The sequence below is a fragment of the Haliea sp. genome (assembly GCF_041395985.1).
Lineage (GTDB): Bacteria > Pseudomonadota > Gammaproteobacteria > Pseudomonadales > Halieaceae > Haliea.
This window is the reverse complement of the sequence record NZ_JAWKZJ010000007.1, coordinates 183,457-200,556: the sequence shown is the minus strand read 5'-3', so window position 1 is coordinate 200,556 and position 17,100 is coordinate 183,457. Positions and strand designations below refer to the sequence as shown.

Sequence of the window (17,100 nt, the reverse complement as noted above, 5' to 3'; positions counted from 1 at the left end):
TCATTAGTCATTTAATGACATCTGGTGCCCTGTGACCCGCACGCTGGACGTATCTGCCACCTACGCTCGCCTGCTGCTGCACTCGGACCGCTGCCCGCTGCCGCTGCTGCTGGAGGGCACTGGCCTGAATGCAGCGCAGCTGGCACGTGAGGACTACATCGACTGGCGCCTGCTGGCGCGCCTGTTTCGCAACTTCGCCCACCAGCAGGCGCAACCTGCCTGGCCTGCCGAGCTCGGCGAACAGTTCAGCATGGCGGCACACGGGCCACTGGGCTTCGCTGCGTTGAGCGCGCCGACGCTGGGCGCGGCGCTGGATGTCATGGCGCGCTACACCGCGGTGCGCATCACCACGGTGACAGTGACCACCGCAACACAGGCAGACCGCTTTTTACTCACGATGCAGGATGAAACCGGTGACCCGCTGTTTGCCCACTGGATCGAGGCCATTGTGTTCAAAGTGCTGGAATCATTGCTCAGCGCCATCCTCGGTCACCCGGTGGGGGACAACGTGATACTGGCGTTCAGCGGTGCAGCGCCACGGGATCCACAGGCGCTGGCGGCCTGTTATGCGGCCCGGGTGCAGTTTGCTGCGCCAGTCGCCTCGTTGTCGGTACCCGCCACGTGGTTGCCCCTGCCCTCGCCCCTGTACGACGAAGCGGTATACCGCAGTAACCTCGCGCGCTGCCAGGATACCCTGGCGGGCAGGTCCAGCCAGATGGGTGCGTCACAGCGGGTACAGATGCTGCTGCGCAGCCACTTCGAGGCCAGTCGCCTGCAGCCTGCCCCGCCGCCGACACTGGCGCAGCTGGCAGACCACCTGCACCTCACGCCACGCACCCTGATCCGCCACCTGCAACAGGACGGGGCGAGCTATCGCGACATTCTGGAACAGCTGCGCCAGAACTGCGCCGCAGAACTGCTGCGCGATGCGCGCTACAGCGTGGCCGATGTGGCAGACATTCTGGGCTACCGGGAACAGGCCAATTTCGGCCGCGCCTTCCGCCGCTGGTTTGGCCTGTCGCCATCCGTCTGGCGAAGACAGTAGTACAACGTGTCGACCTGTCGCCCAGACAGGCAGGTTCAGGCTACCCCTCTGTCACCAGCCAGCAGATTCACTTGCATTCCCTTCGGAGGGCAACTACTGTACATGCATACAGTAGGAGAATCTTCGGAGGCAAGCCATCATGAACGAAGCACTGGAACAGGTTATTCTCCGCCGCGATACCTGGCGCGGACGCAGCGGTCACTTCGGCGGGCTACCACACTCAGCCAACAGCGATGCCCACAGCGGTGGCCTGGAAACAGGCTACCGGGCGCTGGATGCTGCACTGCTGCAGGGCGGGTGGCCGGAAGCCACTGCCGTCGAAGTGCTTAGCGACAGCTCCGGCATGGGGGCCATGGGCCTGTTCCTGCCCGCCATGGAGCGGCTCAGCGCGCAGGGGCGCTGGCAGGCGTTTATCGCCCCCCCCTGGACGCCCTATGCGCCCCTGCTGGCCGCCCGCGGTATTGACACACAGCAGGTGCTGCTGGTGCACCCCCGCAGCCGCGAGGACCTGCTCTGGAGCATTGAACAGGCCTTGCGCAGCAGCACCTGCAGCGCTGTTTTCAGCTGGCTGGGCAACAGCCAGTACCGCTACAGCGAGCTGCGCAAACTGCAACTGGCCGCAGCGGACAGCGACACCCTGTGTGTACTGTTTCGTTCACAGCAGGCCGCTGCGGAAAGCTCGCCCGTGGGCCTGCGCCTGCAAATGCGCGAATACCGCAAGGTGCATATCCTCAAACAGCGCGGCGGCCAGCAGCAGGTGGATGTGAACCTGTCACCCAGCGACGAACTGCCGCACCAGCCACAGCTGTGGGAACTGCCGGCCTGGCCCGCCACCGTGGCGGGCAGCAGCGCAATGAGTGCCGGTTGAGGCAGGTCAATTGTTTCCCGACTGGCTGACCGCTAGCATAGGGGCCTGTGGATGAACTGCCCTCGGGAAGTCATCTTTGTACAGCCTTGTCACGGAGAACGCGCATGCAGGAATTTCCTCACCACTACCGGGTTGCCGCTACAGCCACAGCTGAAGGCAGCGTCACACTGTCCGGCGAGGACGTCCCGGCGCTGGACACCGCACCACCCAAGGAGTTTGGCGGGCCCGGTGGCAACTGGTCTCCGGAGGCCTTGCTGGTTGGAGCCGTGACCGACTGCTTTATTTTCACGTTCCGCGCCATTGCCCGCGCGTCCAAGCTGGACTGGGTGGCACTGCAGTGCAGCGCCGAAGGCACGCTGGACCGCGTTGACCGCGTCACACGCTTTACCGACATTACCGTCACCGCACAGCTCACCGTGCCTGCGGGCACCGACGCCGAACGGGCCAAACAACTGCTGGAAAAAGCGGAAGCCAACTGCCTGGTGAGCAACTCTCTGAACAGCAACATGCACTTGCACGCCAGCGTCGACACAGCCGCTTGAACAGCGCCGCTGAACGCTTGCCTGCTGTAAACAGCGAGTAGCCCGGCGTGGACCAGTGGTTAAGCGACTACGGCGTCACTCTGGGCGTTGGCGCGCTCATCGCATTCATGGTTTTCATCGTCTGGGATCTGGCGAAACGCAGTAATGCCGGCAGGTTCGGCACCATCATGCTGTACGTGGGGCTGGCGATGGGAATCTTTGGCTTCCTGATCAAGGTCATCATAACCTGGCTGCTGGAGAACGCCGGCGTCTGAGCGACGCCGGCGAACAGGGTGCCTGCGTCAGGCCTTTGCCGCCAGCGTATCGGCCACCAGGCGCTCTATGTTCTGCTCCAGAATGGACAGGGATACCGGACCATGCCTGAGCATCTCGTCATGAAACGCGCGGATATCAAACTGCTCACCCAGCGCCGCACGGGCTTTCTCCCGTAGCTCCAGAATCCGCAGCTTGCCAATCATATACGCCGTGGCCTGGCCCGGCATGGCGATGTAACGCTCAATCGCCTTGGTGGAGTCGTAACGCGAATTCGGCGTGTTCTCAACGAGATACTCAATGGCCTCTTCCCGCGTCCAGCGCTTGCTGTGCAGGCCGGTGTCCACGACCAGCCGGCAGGCGCGCCAGAGCTCCATGGCCAGATGACCAAACTCGGAATAGGCATCCGAATACATGTCCATGTCGCTGGCCAGTTCCTCCGTGTACAGCGCCCAGCCTTCCGTGAAGGCGGTAAAGCTGGCATAGCGCTGGAATTCCGGCAGGTTTTCCCGCTCAGCCGACAGGGCGCGCTGCATGTGGTGGCCCGGCACGCCTTCGTGATAGGCCAGGGCCTCCAGCTGGTAGATCGGCATGCTGTTCATGTCATACAGGTTGGCGTAATAGATGCCGGGGCGCGAGCCATCCGTCGGTGGCCCATTGTAGAAAGCCTTGCCTGCCGAGCGTTCGCGAAAGGCCTCCACACGCTTGACCACCAGATCCGCCTGCGGCAGCAGGCCAAACTGCTCCGGTAGCCGCTTGTACATGGCATCAATCGCCGCCTCGGCCTGCGCCAGGTACTGCGCGCGCCCCTCTTCTGTGTTCGGGTAGTAGAACTGCGGGTGATTGCGCATGAACTCGAAGAACGCCCGCAGGTCGCCATCGAACGCCACCGCCTGCATCACCTCACGCATGGCGTCATGAATGCGGGCAACTTCCCGCAGGCCAATGGCGTGCACCTGCTCGGCGCTGAGGTCAGTCGTGGTAAACCAGCGCAGGCGTTCCGCGTAGAAGGCTTCGCCGTTATCGAACTTCCACACCCCGTCGTCACCGCTGGCCAGCGCGGATTGCGCTTCAACCGCAGCAATCAGGCGCTCGTAGGCCGGCTGCACTGACTCCAGCAGGGCCTTGCGTGCCTCGGCCAGCAGGCGCGCGCGCTGCTCCGGGATGATGTCCAGCGCATTGACCTTGCCCTGGAAGTCGGCCCACAGCGTGGAGTCACCCCCTTCATCGGTAAAAGGCGCCCCCTGAATCACGTTGCGCGCCGCCTCAATGATCTGCGGATACTGCCAGTCGGCCAGCAGCAGCTGCTTCTCGGTGCGGATGGCCATCTGCTCGATCACCTGATCAAACCAGACTGCGATGTTATTCAGGCGCCCGATATAGGCTTCTGCGTCCGCCAGATCACCCACGCGATGAATATTCACCAACCTGCTCGCCGCCTCGGTATGGGGGCCGCGGTACTGGTCAATCACGAACTGGTGGTGACGGAAGCGATCCGCGGCAATGCGCCGTTCCAGGTCAAGCCTGTAAAGGTCGTAGGAGATCTGCTCCGCGGGTGACAGCGCTGCGCGGTCGAAGTCAGCCAGCTGCTGCAACCGGGCCTCGTTGATCGCCAGGGTTTCATCGAGGAACTCTTCGGATACGGGATCCCACTGGTCGTGGTTGGTCTTGATTCCCCGGTAACTGGCGGTATACGGCAGGCGCGCCATATCCACCGCATAGTTTTCCTCAAGGTAGGTGCGAAATGCTGCCGTCTCGGCGGCTTCCGGCACGGCGTCCGGTGTCACGGCGGCGACATCAACAACCTCTGGCGCGGCAGCCTGTTCAGGCGCTTCATCGCGCGAGCAGGCTACCAACAGTGTGGAAAGCGCCATGGGCAGCACGGCAAGCTTGTATTTCTGTAGTGTCATTGCAACCTCAATAATGGTGAAAAGGGGCTCCCGCGACCCGCCGGGTGCAGGAAATGGGCGCCATGATGACGGAATTGGCCGCCAAGGCCAAACATACTTCGGGCTGGACAGGGGGCCGGGGGCTGCGCAATACTGTATATATGCACAGCATTAGTCTGGGGTATCTGCCCCTCCCATTTCTGCACCTGCGCCCGGAGGTCCTGTGAGCCTCTGGCTGTGCCTGCGCTTTCCACAGCTGCCAGTGCAGTGCCAGACACTGGACGAAACACAGCCCGTCGTGGTGCTGGAGCAGCAGCGTGTGCTGCGCGCCAACGACTGCGCCAGCAGCCTGGGTGTGCGGGCCGGCATGACAACCGCCAGCGTGCGCGCACTGGCGCAGGACCTGCCCGTACAGCTTTTGCCCCGCAACCGTGCCCTCGAGCAGGACTGCCTGCAACAGTTATGCTGCTGGGCTTACAGTGTCAGCCCGCGCCTGTACACCTGGCGAGACGACTGCCTGCAACTGGAAATTGGCAGTTGCCTCACCCTGCACCGCGGCCTGAACAACCTGCTGCAGGAGGTACAGCGCGCCCTGCAGGCCCGCGGCTACCAGGTCGAGGCCGGACTCGCACCCACACCCAAGGCCGCCTGGCTGCTATCGTTTCATGAGGAAGGCTGTGACACGCGCCACACCGAGGCCTGGCAGGAACGCATCGGCAACCTGCCCCTGGGCCTGCTGGACGAATTCCCGAAAGCTGTCGCAGCACTGGAACGCGCCGGGCTGCGCCGTTTCGCCGACGTACTGGACCTGCCCGAGGCAGCGCTCACGCGCCGCTGCGGGCAGCCGTTCGTACACTACCTGCGTCAGGTAACCGGCCGGGAAAACGACCTTGAGCCGGATTATCAGCCGCCACAGCAGTTCAGCGACCAGTACTGGTTCGGCTATGAGGTAAAAAACACGGCGGAACTGCTGCCTGCCGTGGAGCAGTTACTGCATGCACTGTGCGGTTTCCTGCGCCAGACACAGCTGCAAAGTGGGTGCATCGACTGGCGGCTGGTGGCCGTGGACCGCCAGTCCCGGAGCCTGCAAGTGCGCAGCAGCAGTCGTCACAGCGATTGGAGCACCTGGTACCAGCTCACCCGCCTGCAGCTGGACACCCTCACGTTGCGCACCGGCATCGAAGGGCTGGTATTGGAGTGCCATGAACTGCTCGCCGGGCACAGCGCAGACATCGACCTGTTCAGTCCGCGCAACCAGCGCGAACCCCTGCATGCCCTGCTGGACCGACTGCGCAGCCGGCTGGGCCTGCAGGCGATATGCGCCATTGGCTGTCGCGATGAACACCTGCCGGAACGCGCCCTGCATGTGAGCACCGACCCCGGCGAGGTGCCCACAACAGCACCCACGGGTGCACACCGGCCATTCTGGCTGCTGCCCGAACCACAGCCCCTGCCGCGCCGCAATGGTGGCGAACTGTACTGGGGAGGGCGACTGCAGCTGGTGGGGGGCCCCGAGCGCATCGAGGACCTCTGGTGGCAACAGCCTGTCAGCCGCGACTACTACATTGCACGGGGCCGTGGCGGTCAGTATTACTGGCTTTTCCACGACCGCCGCCAGCGCTGCTGGTACCTGCACGGCCTGTTTGCCTGAAACCCCCGCGTCTGCGCAATACCGCCTACACTACAAATGTGAATTTATTGTGACATTGAGGTGACAGCGATAGATGAACAGGCAGTATTCGCTCTAAGCTAAGTACATGATCACGCAGGTTGCGGCACAGTTGCCTGCCACTATAACAATGGCGTTGGGAAACGCCGCAAGGAGGTACACCATGAAGTTCATCAGCAAGGCACTGATCATCGCCAGCCTGCCCCTGTTTTCCGTAGTCAGCGTCGCAGAAGTGACACAGGATTGCATCCTGGAAGGGACCGTGGACAAGAAAAAGGCCGAACAGATGGGGCGCGACGTCTATGTGGCGTTCCATTCATCGCAAAGGGCTGAATCCGGCAGCAAGTGCCAGCTTGAGCGCCGCAACCGCATCCAGTTCAAGGAGCCCAAGAACGCCATGATCGAAAACGCGCCCGATGGCGCGAAGGTCAAATACCGCTACACAGAACACGATGACCAGACGGGTGAATGGCAGCTGATGGGCATTTCAATGCCCTGACTGCCGCGCCGGCAGCCAGGGACGCTGCCGGCTTACTCGTGCGCGATGGTCTTGTCGGTAAACAGATAGTCCTTGAGCTCTTTATCCATCACCGGGTCACGCCGGCGAATCCACTCCAGTACCATGGCCGCGTGCTCTTTTTCCTCATCGCGATTGTGTCGCAGTATCGCCTTGAGCTCCGGATCCTTGCAGGCATCCATACGCTGGTTGTACCAATCCACCGCCTCCAGCTCTTCCATCAGGGACACGATAGCGCGGTGCATATCGCGGGTCTCGTCACTCAGTTCAGCAATGGGTTCGTGATAACCTTCGTTGGACATAATGGGCTTCCTGTAGAGTTAAAGACAACAGCAAACGCTGCTCACAACCATGTTCGGCCAGTGTAACGCGGGATGGGGCCAGTGCCAAAGCGCGGCCTGCGACAGCAGCTCATGCGGCCCCCATCAGCAGGCCGATGCCGGCAAACCCCGCCACCAGCACCAGTATCGGCGGGCGCCAGCGCAGCAGCACTGCCCAGCCCGCCGAGACCAGCAGCACATCCAGCCAGCCGTGCAGGGCACTGCCGGCAATCGGGTTCACCCAGGCGGCAGCAAGCAGACCCACCACCGCCGCATTGACCCCCGCGACCAGGCCCAGCACGCGCGGGCGTGCCGCCACCGCGCGCCAGGCCGTCTGCAAACCCAACACCAGCAGAAATCCCGGCAGGAAAATCGCCAGGGTGGCCAACAAGGCACCCCATACCGGCCTCGCAGGCAGCAGTTCAGCTCCGAGGAATGCCGCCAGGGAAAACATCGGCCCGGGCACCGCCTGCGCCGCGGCATACCCCAGCAGAAAACGGTCCTCGCCCAACGCGTCACCCACCTGCTGCTGCAGCAGGGGCAACACCACGTGGCCACCGCCAAACACCAGGCTGCCGCTGTGATAGAACTGACTGGACAGCCGCCACTCCGCGCTGACATCGGCCAGCACGGGCAGCAGCGCGAACAGCAGGAAAAACACGACCAGCGGTGGCCAGCGCGGCCCCACAGCTGCGGGTGGCCGCGCCGCCGGATCGACCTGCGCAGGCAGCACTGCGGCCCCCAACAGGGCAGCCGCCAGCAGCGCCAGATACGGTAACCACGCCGCCGTACTCCACAGCAGCAACAGACCCGTGGCAACCGCGAGCGCGGCCCCCAGCCAGTGACGGCAGAACATCCCCGCCATACTGCGCACCGCCTCTGCCACCACCACCGCGGCCAGGAGCTTCAGGCCCCGCACCAGGCCATCCAGCCAGCCGGCCTCGGCAAACTGCGCTGCAAACAGGGCCACGCCCAGCATGAGCAAAAAGGACGGCAGCGTAAATCCGATAAATGCCGCCAGTGCACCCGGCAATCCGGCGCGCCGGTGACCCAGCGCAAAGCCGACCTGGCTGGACCCCGGCCCGGGCAGGAACTGGCTCAGGGCGACCAGCTGCGCGTAGTCAGCGGCGCTCAACCAGTGCAAACGCTGGACAAAAACCTGCTGGAAATAGCCGATGTGCGCCGCCGGCCCGCCAAAGCTGACACAGCCGAGCAGCAGAAAGCGCCAGAACACGTCAAACACCGCTGCCATTCAGCTCCCCTGCACCGCTCTAGCACAAACGACGGTCACCCAGTGGCGACAGAGCCCACAGGGCCGCCGTCAGCCCTGCAGAGTCGGAAAATCGATATAACCCGCATCGCCGCCGCCGTAGACCGCGGCGTCGTCCCCCGGAGGATTGAGCGGCGCGTCGATCGCAAACCGCTCCACCAGGTCGGGCGTGAACATATAGGGCCGCGCAATGGACACCGCCGCCGCACCGCCCGCCGCCAGCACCGCTTCGCTGCGTTCGCGGTTGTAGCCGCCATTCAGCACCAGCGGGCCGCGATAGACCGCCCGCAGGTCATCAATGCCGAAACCCTCCTGTACTTCTACGGCACTGCCGCTGACGGAGGATTCATAGACACGCTCAACAATTTCCAGAAACGCCAGGCCGCGCGGCTCAAGTTGCGCGATGGCATGCTGGAACAGCGGTGCCGGCTGGCTGTCATGACAATCCCAGGTGGTCGAGAAGGGTGACAGGCGCACCGCGGTGCGGTCCGCGCCCACCTCGTCGATGACGGCGTCCGTGACCTCCAGCAAAAACCGGCAACGGTTCTCGATACTGCCACCGTAACGATCCTCGCGCTGGTTAACCCCATCGCGCAGGAACTGATCGATGAGATAACCGTTGGCGCCGTGGATCTGTACGCCGTCAAAGCCCGCGTCCAGGGCATTGCGGGCGGCCTGGCGAAAGTCGTTCACCACGGCGGGGATTTCATCCAGTGTGAGTGCGCGCGGCTGCGATGTCGGCACAAAGCCTTCTTCCGTGAAGGTGCGAATGGTTCCCCGTACCGCGGAGGGCGCCACGGGTGCTGCGCCGTCTTTCTGGAATACACTGTGCGACACGCGCCCGCAGTGCCATATCTGGCAGATGATGCGGCCGCCAGCGCCATGCACCGCCTCTGTGACCGCGCGCCAACCCGCAATCTGCTCCGGCGTGTGAATCCCCGGTGTGGCGAGGGTACCCGTGCCCTGTTGTGAGATCTGCGTCGCCTCGGTGATGATCAGGCCCGCACCTGCCCGCTGACGGTAGTATTCGGCCATCGACGGCGTGGGCACGCGGGAGGGCGCACGGGCACGGGTCATGGGCGCCATGATGATGCGGTTTTTAAGTTCTATCGCCCCGAGGCGAACGGGGTGGAGCATGGCCAGTGTCATAGTGGAGTCCTGTCGGCGTGAAGCCTGCATGGTAGCCAGCGACGATCAAATGTGTCGCGCTTGCAGGCGCATCATCGACCGCTGGTTCAATAGATTGGCAGTACTGCGAGCGTACCTGCGTTTCAGATATCGGTATACCCCGCCGCACTTCGGTCAGCGCCGGGAGCGGACGCCGCGGGTTCGTTGCGTGCCTCCCAGGCGCGGAAGCGTTTGAGGTCACCGTCCAGCGTGCGCAGTGTCCAGCCCAAGATCGCCGCATCATCCAGCAAACCAAAGCCCAGCAGTATGTCGGGCACGGCATCCACCGGCATGACGAAGTACACCACAGCGGCCACCAGCATCAGCAATGACTGCCACGGTATCTCCCGGTAAGTGCCGCTGGCATAGGCGCGCACCAGCCGCAGGGCATCCTGGACCGACTGCCAGATCCCGGCAAGCGCGCCGCTGCGGGCCGCCGCCTTCTTGCCGGCGGACGCCGCCAGCGCCGACAACCCACCCGGCTGCTCCATAACCACCCGCGCCCGACGGCTGGCGCGGGCGTAGGCGCGGCTTTGCTTCAGCCGGGTTGTATTCCTGTCATCCATCGCCTGCTCGTCTGTCCGTACTTACACGCGCGTGAGGGTATAACCCTGCCGTGGAAAGTGTACATGCAAAGTGCCGAGGCCAGGCACCTCGCGCGCCAGAATCCAGCGCTGGGCCGCAACACCCACCAGCACGCCATCCGTCGGCGTCTGGCCGTAATCCTGCGGCGCAATGCGCACTGGCTTGCCCACATCCGCGCCGCGCCGCTGTGCCGCCGGGATCGGACGCGGCCCCGCCGCTGCGGCCGCCAGCAGGGCCTCATCCACGGTAATCTCGTGAGGGCTGCCAACGCCGAAGCGCCCCATGCGCGCCATCCACGCAAGGGTACGCGGGAAGTCCTCCAGCAACGGCGACTGACCGAGTTCCCGCATGAACCACAGGCCGTGGTACGTGGAGAAGTCGGCGTGATTGGGCTCGGCACCGAACAGGAAGTGCGACTGCAGCTGCGCCTCGATGGCGGCGAGGTGTTGCATCACCAGCGCCCGCGCTTCGCTGCGCCCGGGCATCCTGACCGCCGCCTTGCGGCCCATGGACAGTCGATCGAGCATGAAGCGCCCGATATCCAGCCAGGACATCTGCTCCCGCACCTTGCGTTGCAGTGTACGGGTGCCGCCGGTCAGCACGCAGGGGAAAAACAGCTCGCCATCTGCCCGCGCCGCCCAGGCAGTGGCTTCCTCATCAAGGTTTTCCAGCGCCAGTGCCGGGTTGCCTGCCAGGGTGGCAATTTCAGCTGCGATGGTGCGTGAATCACAGAACACATCGGCGCCACATTGCGCCACCGGAATCTTGCGGTAGCCACCCGCCAGGCGCGCCAGCCCGGGGCGCGGTGGCATCTCTCGCGTCAGGGCGGACTGCCATGCCAGCCCGGTATAGCCCAGCATGCTGCGAATCTTCTGGCTGAAGGGAGACAGCGCGTAGTGATGCAGGATAAGTTCTGACACAGACTGTTGCCTCAGTAGCGCACGCGATCAGGCTGGCCCAGATAGGCGTCCAGTACCTCGCAGGCCTCCTCGCCGAGAACCTGCGTCTGGCCCACAGCACGCTGCGCAGGCGGCAGTGCCAGTTCGGCGTAGAAACGCCTGTCGTCGAAACCCACGCGTTCCGCGTCCTCAATGGAAAACCCGAAATACACATGGCGCAGGCGGGCCCAGTAAATGGCGCCAAGGCACATCGGGCAGGGTTCGCCGCTGGTGTAGATATCACAGCCTTCCAGGCTGAACAGGCCCGCTTGTGCGCAGGCGTCGCGAATGGCCATCACCTCACCGTGTGCGGTGGGGTCGCTGGACGCAATCACGCGGTTCCAGCCCTCACCCACAATGTCCCCGTCACGCACGATCACCGCGCCGAAGGGACCACCCTCCCCGGTATCTGCCGCGTGGCGACCGAGTTCTAGGGCACGGCGCATGAAACGCTCGGCTTCAGGCGGGGCCGTCATGCTTTCTTCACAAATTCGGATTTCAGCTTCATTGCACCTATTCCGTCGATTTTACAGTCGATGTCGTGGTCGCCCGCCACCAGGCGAATATTCTTCACGCGCGTCCCGACTTTCACCACCAGCGAAGAGCCTTTTACCTTGAGGTCCTTGATGACCGTGACCGTATCGCCATCCGCCAGCGGGTTGCCGTTGGCATCGTAGACGACCTGCTGCTCATCGGCGGGGTCAGCGGCGTCGGCGGGATTCCACTCATGTCCGCATTCCGGGCACACGAGAAACGCGCCCTGTTCGTAGGCGTAGGGTGAATGGCATTCGGGGCAGGCCGGCAGATTACTCATGGCATTGATATACCTTCCAATGACGTACCCTGCGCGGCCATCGCCTGCAGGACACGCTGTTCGCTGCGCTGCAGGGAACGCGCTGCCGCAGCGTGTTGCAGCAGACGCGAGCGCGCATCGCGATCATACCAGCGCCCATCGCTGATCACAGCCACCGGCTGGCGCAACACCGACAGGTCCTCCAACGGGTTGCCGGGCAAAAGCAGCAGATCGGCCTCGAACCCGGCCGCCACGCGGCCATGACTGTCGGCGCGACCCATCACCTGCGCGGGATTCAGCGTAGCAGCACGCAGCACGTCGGCCGACGGCAGGCCGGACGCCTGCAGGAGTTCCAGCTCATCCAGCAGCGACAGGCCCGGCACGTTGACAAAAATGCCTGCGTCGGAACCGGCCAGCAGGGTCACACCCGCCTGATAAAGGCAGTTCGTCGCCCGCAGGTAAAACGCATCCTGTTCTACCCGGTAATCCGCAGGCTGGGCGCTCCAGAACTGATACACCGGCTGTTCCATCTGCGCGATGAACGGGTTCAGGGTATCTGCACCCTCACGCTGCAGATAGGCGCCATCACTGCGTGCAACCTGCAGGAGATTATGGTGAGCCACCAGCGTCGGGGTCACGGGTACACCGGCAGTAGCGATGTCTTCCGCAAGCTGACACATCGCGGTTTCGTCAAGTCGCTCGCCGAGTCCGTGCCAGACAATGCTTTCCACATGCTCAATGCTGGCCAGCTCGTCATCGAGCACCGATGCGAAGGGAATCACGAAAGGGCGCTGTGCCGGTATGCCGTCGAGGCGTGGCCCTTCGGGCGTATGGCCCATGACGCTCATGCCCAGCTCCGCCGCAGCGGCAAGGATGGCTGCGTAGGCGTCCGGGGCGAGATTGGAGTACACCTTCAGATGCCGATACCCCTGTGCATGCTGGCGCAGCACCGCGGCACGCGCATCCGCCGCTGTTTCCACGATCACGTGATTGAGCTGCGCATTGGGGCCGCTACCGTTGAGAATCGGCCCGGTTGTCACAATGTCGGGCCCCGCGAGGTGACCCGCCGTCACCGCCGCCCCCAGATCCAGCAGAAAGGGCATCCCCGAAGCATTGCGCACGGTGGTAACGCCATAGGCGAGATAGGCGGGCAATTCGGCCTCGTCCCACACATGCACGTGCATATCGACCAGCCCGGGCATCAACACCTGCCCGTCGGCAGCGATCTTTAGCGCCCCCGGGGGCACCTCAACACTGCCCGCAGCGCCGACCGCCAGAATCTTGCCTGCGGCAATCACCACTGACTGATCCACCGCCAGCGCTGCCCCCTCCGCGCTGAAATTCAGCACTGATACGCCGTGCAAGACGACAGTGGCCTCCCCGGGCAGGAATGGCGGAGGCACCGCCGCGTCGGCCAACACCGCCGTGCGGCAATCCGGCGCCTCAGCTGTGGCTCGGCAAAGCTCGACCACCGTATCGGGTGCACCGTTCAGCGCGTCATGCATCGCCGGCCAGCTCATTCCGGCAAAGGGTTCGCCGTTCACAGTGAGGTAATGTCCGGGCTGCATGCCGGCGAGGTCTGCCGGGGAGCCGGGCTGCACTACCCATACCCGCATACCGCCCTGGTGCGGCACACCCCAGAGCCCAAGGTAGCCGCGCTCTGGTTCACGAAAGCTGTCGGCACGCGGAACGAGTAGCAGACGCTCACCGGGATAATCCACCGTATAGGTGAAACGGGATAGCAGGCGCGAGCCGAGGCGGCCCTGGCGGCCCATGCTGGTGCCATCATCGGAGTAGCTGGTGAGGAACGGGCCAAGCACCTTGTCCCCGACGCGAACCGCATTGCCAAACTGCTGCAGGCTCTGAATATCGCCCTGTACGCCGCGCCCGGTGTTCAGCCAACCCGACTCGGGCCGCTTCAGGGCGGGGGCACTATCCGGGATCAACGACATCCAGCCGGTCATACCGGTATCCAGATGCAGGTCAGACAGCACCTCCTCCTGCTGATCCTCCAGCACAACAGGGAGTTGCACGTAGGCGTCATAGTCGCGAACCGCCAAAGGCAGCTCAACCGCGGAGGGCGGGCGTTGCACATCGCTGGAGTCGAGGAAACGCAGGGTTCCGGCCGCGGTATCCACCTCGATCGCAAAGCGCGAGAACAGGTCGTAGCCAATGACGCCATCAATCGCAAAATCGGCATCGGTACCCAGGGGCGGCAGGGTGGCGGCGGGCAGGACGGCGACTGTCATGCCCCGCAAGGCTACGGGGCCGATCTCGAGGTCGACATCGGTGGCCAGAAAGGCCTGGGCTCTCTCCGCATCACCGCCGGAACCGCCCACACCGATGGTTTCCGTGCCCCGCAGGCCCAGGCGACGAGTCCCCTGGTGCAGGAATATGGCCGTGGGCGTTGCACCGGTATCGACGATAAAGCGGAAACCCGGCACCCCGTTGACGGTGACTTCCACCACGGGGAACAGGGGCACCGGGGAGAGCGGCAGCGCGCCCCCGGAGCGGTCAAAGGACACGTCTGCCTGCGGATTACCCACGGGGTAGTTGCTGCAGGCGGCCAACAGGGCCAGAACTGTGAGCACTGCCACACGGTGCAGTGCGCTGACCGATGAACGGTGGTTGACGAACGCGGTCGTCACACGCGTGCAGAGGCCACCGAAACTCATTGTGCCACCTCACAGCGCATCTCCGGCGCGCCCGTCCCCCAGGTTACCGTGGCCTCACCATGGTGCTCCCAGAGCGCCCCATCGTCACCTGCATACTTCGCGCCGCTCGCACTGCGTTGCTGTGTCATCAATGCCAGGCGATCACCGCTCCGGGCAACTAGCGTGCGCGGCTCGGTGGGCAAGAAGTGCACGGCCAGTTTCGTCGCCGCTGCGTCTTCACAGACGAAAATTACCGGCGACTTGTTGATCGCCAGCGCGTCGACATAGGCACACCATGCCGCTGAGCCGCGCTCCGGCAGCCCGGGCAGATCGCGTATACCCAGCCGGAACTCGACAACGGACTGCCACTCGTCAGAGCCGATATCCGGCCCGTGGCCCTGCCCATCGCCAGTCTGCAACTGCGACTCGACGCCCTGTGCCCAGCCATCGGAGCACAGTGCCATTGACGGCACGGGGCTGTCTGCACCGGTGCAGGCCGTAGTGACAAGCAGCAGCGACATACAACTCAGGAAACGATACATGGCATCACCTCTTAACCGTGCCCCAACCAGAGGGACGTTAACAGTGTAAACGCAAACCCCAACACCGCGCCCAGCGGTGGAGCCCAATGGCGGTTCAGGTGCGCCTGGGGTGCGATGTCCTGAAACATGAGATAGACGATACCGCCGGCCGATAACAGCATGATGGCCCCCAGCACCGCCGGCAGATCGGCCAGAAAGAAATACGCGGAAAGTCCGGCCAAAGGACCCAGCAGGGTCAGCAGCGACATCCGGCTCAGGACTTTCGCAGAGGAGTCGCGCCCCGCCGCCGCAAGCTCGCGATAGGCATTGAAACCCTCGGGCAGGTTCTGCAGGCCAATCACAATGGCCAGGACCAGGGCGAGCGACGGATCAGTTGCAATCAACCCCCCGAGTGCGATGGACTCCGGCACATAGTCCAGCAACATACCCAGTAGCTGAGGCGCCTCGCGGCGTCGCGCGGCTAGCAGCCGCTCCAGCAAAAACACCAAGAGGCCACCCGCGACAAACAGCAGCACCGCAGAAACGGAATTGCCAAACCGGGCCAGGCCCTCCGGCAGCAGCACCTCGTACACCGCACCCAGCAAGAGGCCACCACCCAGGGCAATCAGAAAGTGGCGCACCTCCTTTTCCAGCCAGCGCCGCTGGATGCGTTCGAAACTGGCGATCCAGCCGCCCAACGGCATGCAGAGGCCCGCGGCGAAGGTCAGCACAACAATGTAGAGAATTCCGTCAGTGGCCACGGCGATGCGGTATCGGGTTGCAGCGTAATGCCCTGCATTGTGCGGGAGGTGCTCGGTGGTCGCAAGCAAGGCCATTGCCGCGTCGGCGCGCGCACTCTACCATGCAGTTCAGCGTATCATCAGGAGGCGTAGATCATGCGTGTTCACAACAGACCGGGAAGCACTCCCGCCGCGCCATGAGTGTCTACATACACCTTGCGGCGGCACTCTGGGTGCTGGCGGTCGGGGGCCTGCAACTGGCCTCTGCGAAAGGCACGCCAACCCACCGCTGGATCGGCTGGTCCTGGATGCTGGCGATGGTCGTCGCAGCCCTCTCATCATTCTGGTTGACCAGCCCCAGCAACCTGTTCATGGGCTACGGGCCCATCCATCTGCTGTCCATCTGGGTGCTGGTGTGCGTGGTGGTATCCGTCATCGCGGTTCGGCGCGGCAACATCAGGCGCCACCGCGGTTTTGCCGTCGGCGCCTACCTGGGTACGGTGGGCGCCGCGATTGGCGCGATCGCCCTCCCGGGGCGCCTGCTGCACAGTGTTTTCTTCACCTGAGCGTCAGGCCCGGACCGCGGCATTGACGTCCATTGCGCGGTTCGCAATGCCGCGGGTCATCTCACCAAAGCCGCGGCGCAGCTGGGCGCCAAAGAGCAATCCCACCACGGGCGAGAACCACCCCTCCAGCCGGAACAGGGACTCGTAATGCGTGCCCCCCGAGGGTGTTGCTGACAGGCGATGCTGACGGGTACTCGCGAGTGCGCCGAGCGGAGCCTTGATACCGTAATCCAGCAAGCGGCCCGGCTCATTGCGCCAGATCGTTTCCGTTTGCGGCTGCACCATGAACGGCAGGACCCGGACCTTCATGTGGATCGGGTCTCCCACCTGGAACGTGGATTCGCAGGCAACGACAAAGGTGTTCCACTGCGGATAGGCCGCGGTATTCGTGATCACCTCCCAAACCACCTCAGAGGGGGCCTGAATCTCTTCCGTCAGCAGAATTTCAAACATAATGATCCTCAGGAGCAGCCGCACCGCTCAAGTCGGCCGCACTCCTGCGGCCTGGCCGGCCATCATAACGCGGTTAACCACACCACACACCAACGCGCTCAGAGCGCTTCGTTCTCGTCGTGGACTGAGACCGACAGCTCGCCATCCATGGTCATGGCAACGTGGAACAGAATCGGGCGACAGCAGACCTGGCAGTCTTCGATATACTGTTGACCCGCCTCGCTTTCGTCGATCAGCACCTCGATGGACTCGCCACAATACGGGCAGTCTATGTGCTGTTGGTGCAAAGCCGACATCCGGCCCTCCTGATG

Annotated in this window: 20 protein-coding genes; 7 read left to right on the top strand and 13 right to left on the bottom strand. The window is 63.8% G+C overall.

Annotated features, from left to right (window positions below; all coding sequences use genetic code 11):
* Positions 1-31: 31 nt before the first annotated feature.
* The 4 genes from R3E49_RS14025 to R3E49_RS14010 all read left to right on the top strand — a co-directional run bounded on the left by R3E49_RS14025 (position 32) and on the right by R3E49_RS14010 (position 2,709).
* Positions 32-1,045: an AraC family transcriptional regulator ligand-binding domain-containing protein gene (locus R3E49_RS14025; protein WP_371295604.1), complete on the top strand. Its 1,014-nt coding sequence runs from the start codon at positions 32-34 to the stop codon at positions 1,043-1,045.
* A 139-nt stretch (positions 1,046-1,184) separates the two neighbouring features.
* On the top strand, positions 1,185-1,913 hold the full coding sequence (gene imuA, locus R3E49_RS14020; protein ID WP_371295603.1) for a translesion DNA synthesis-associated protein ImuA: 729 nt from the start codon (positions 1,185-1,187) through the stop codon (positions 1,911-1,913).
* Between the two features lie 104 nt (positions 1,914-2,017).
* Entirely contained in the window at positions 2,018-2,455 is a 438-nt protein-coding gene (locus R3E49_RS14015) for an OsmC family protein (RefSeq protein WP_371295602.1), read from the top strand.
* A 47-nt stretch (positions 2,456-2,502) separates the two neighbouring features.
* Positions 2,503-2,709, top strand: a complete 207-nt coding sequence (locus R3E49_RS14010) for a DUF2788 domain-containing protein (RefSeq protein WP_371295601.1) — start codon at positions 2,503-2,505, stop codon at positions 2,707-2,709.
* A 27-nt stretch (positions 2,710-2,736) separates the two neighbouring features.
* Here R3E49_RS14010 and R3E49_RS14005 read toward each other — a convergent pair whose 3' ends face one another.
* Positions 2,737-4,617: a DUF885 family protein gene (locus R3E49_RS14005; RefSeq protein ID WP_371295600.1), complete on the bottom strand. Its 1,881-nt coding sequence runs from the start codon at positions 4,615-4,617 to the stop codon at positions 2,737-2,739.
* Between the two features lie 202 nt (positions 4,618-4,819).
* Between R3E49_RS14005 and R3E49_RS14000 the strand changes: the two genes are divergently transcribed.
* Together R3E49_RS14000 and R3E49_RS13995 are read left to right on the top strand one after the other, a co-directional pair.
* On the top strand, positions 4,820-6,247 hold the full coding sequence (locus tag R3E49_RS14000; RefSeq protein WP_371295599.1) for a DNA polymerase Y family protein: 1,428 nt from the start codon (positions 4,820-4,822) through the stop codon (positions 6,245-6,247).
* A 181-nt stretch (positions 6,248-6,428) separates the two neighbouring features.
* Complete coding sequence (locus R3E49_RS13995; protein ID WP_371295598.1) at positions 6,429-6,764, top strand: hypothetical protein; 336 nt, start codon at positions 6,429-6,431, stop codon at positions 6,762-6,764.
* 32 nt (positions 6,765-6,796) lie between these two features.
* Here the strand turns inward: R3E49_RS13995 and R3E49_RS13990 are convergent, their stop codons facing one another.
* The 10 genes from R3E49_RS13990 to R3E49_RS13945 all read right to left on the bottom strand — a co-directional run bounded on the left by R3E49_RS13990 (position 6,797) and on the right by R3E49_RS13945 (position 15,866).
* Positions 6,797-7,084 (bottom strand): ferritin-like domain-containing protein, encoded by a 288-nt coding sequence (locus R3E49_RS13990; RefSeq protein ID WP_290737545.1) that lies wholly within the window; start codon positions 7,082-7,084, stop codon positions 6,797-6,799.
* 109 nt (positions 7,085-7,193) lie between these two features.
* On the bottom strand, positions 7,194-8,354 hold the full coding sequence (gene chrA, locus R3E49_RS13985; RefSeq protein WP_371295597.1) for a chromate efflux transporter: 1,161 nt from the start codon (positions 8,352-8,354) through the stop codon (positions 7,194-7,196).
* A 69-nt stretch (positions 8,355-8,423) separates the two neighbouring features.
* Positions 8,424-9,521, bottom strand: a complete 1,098-nt coding sequence (locus tag R3E49_RS13980; RefSeq protein WP_371295596.1) for an alkene reductase — start codon at positions 9,519-9,521, stop codon at positions 8,424-8,426.
* 122 nt (positions 9,522-9,643) lie between these two features.
* Positions 9,644-10,105 carry a YkvA family protein gene (locus tag R3E49_RS13975; protein ID WP_371295595.1) on the bottom strand — a complete coding sequence of 154 codons (462 nt, stop codon included), beginning with the start codon at positions 10,103-10,105 and terminating at the stop codon, positions 9,644-9,646.
* Positions 10,106-10,126: 21 nt separating this feature from the next.
* A complete protein-coding gene (locus R3E49_RS13970; protein ID WP_371295594.1) occupies positions 10,127-11,044 on the bottom strand; it encodes a glutathione S-transferase family protein in 918 nt (305 codons plus the stop codon).
* An 11-nt stretch (positions 11,045-11,055) separates the two neighbouring features.
* Positions 11,056-11,538 (bottom strand): nucleoside deaminase, encoded by a 483-nt coding sequence (locus tag R3E49_RS13965; protein ID WP_371295593.1) that lies wholly within the window; start codon positions 11,536-11,538, stop codon positions 11,056-11,058.
* On the bottom strand, positions 11,535-11,876 hold the full coding sequence (locus R3E49_RS13960; RefSeq protein ID WP_371295592.1) for a zinc ribbon domain-containing protein YjdM: 342 nt from the start codon (positions 11,874-11,876) through the stop codon (positions 11,535-11,537). Before R3E49_RS13960 ends, R3E49_RS13965 begins: the two co-directional genes overlap by 4 nt.
* Positions 11,873-14,530 carry an amidohydrolase family protein gene (locus tag R3E49_RS13955; RefSeq protein ID WP_371295591.1) on the bottom strand — a complete coding sequence of 886 codons (2,658 nt, stop codon included), beginning with the start codon at positions 14,528-14,530 and terminating at the stop codon, positions 11,873-11,875. Before R3E49_RS13955 ends, R3E49_RS13960 begins: the two co-directional genes overlap by 4 nt.
* Positions 14,527-15,051: an MliC family protein gene (locus tag R3E49_RS13950; protein WP_371295590.1), complete on the bottom strand. Its 525-nt coding sequence runs from the start codon at positions 15,049-15,051 to the stop codon at positions 14,527-14,529. Before R3E49_RS13950 ends, R3E49_RS13955 begins: the two co-directional genes overlap by 4 nt.
* An 11-nt stretch (positions 15,052-15,062) precedes the next feature.
* Positions 15,063-15,866 (bottom strand): ZIP family metal transporter, encoded by an 804-nt coding sequence (locus R3E49_RS13945; RefSeq protein ID WP_371295589.1) that lies wholly within the window; start codon positions 15,864-15,866, stop codon positions 15,063-15,065.
* 101 nt (positions 15,867-15,967) lie between these two features.
* On the opposite strand from R3E49_RS13945, the gene R3E49_RS13940 reads away from it, so the two are divergent.
* Positions 15,968-16,336, top strand: coding sequence for a DUF2306 domain-containing protein (locus R3E49_RS13940; RefSeq protein WP_290737573.1), 369 nt, complete (start codon positions 15,968-15,970; stop codon positions 16,334-16,336).
* Between the two features lie 3 nt (positions 16,337-16,339).
* Here R3E49_RS13940 and R3E49_RS13935 read toward each other — a convergent pair whose 3' ends face one another.
* On the bottom strand, positions 16,340-16,789 hold the full coding sequence (locus R3E49_RS13935; RefSeq protein WP_371295588.1) for an SRPBCC domain-containing protein: 450 nt from the start codon (positions 16,787-16,789) through the stop codon (positions 16,340-16,342).
* Between the two features lie 98 nt (positions 16,790-16,887).
* Entirely contained in the window at positions 16,888-17,085 is a 198-nt protein-coding gene (locus R3E49_RS13930; protein ID WP_290737578.1) for a CPXCG motif-containing cysteine-rich protein, read from the bottom strand.
* Positions 17,086-17,100 lie beyond the last annotated feature (15 nt).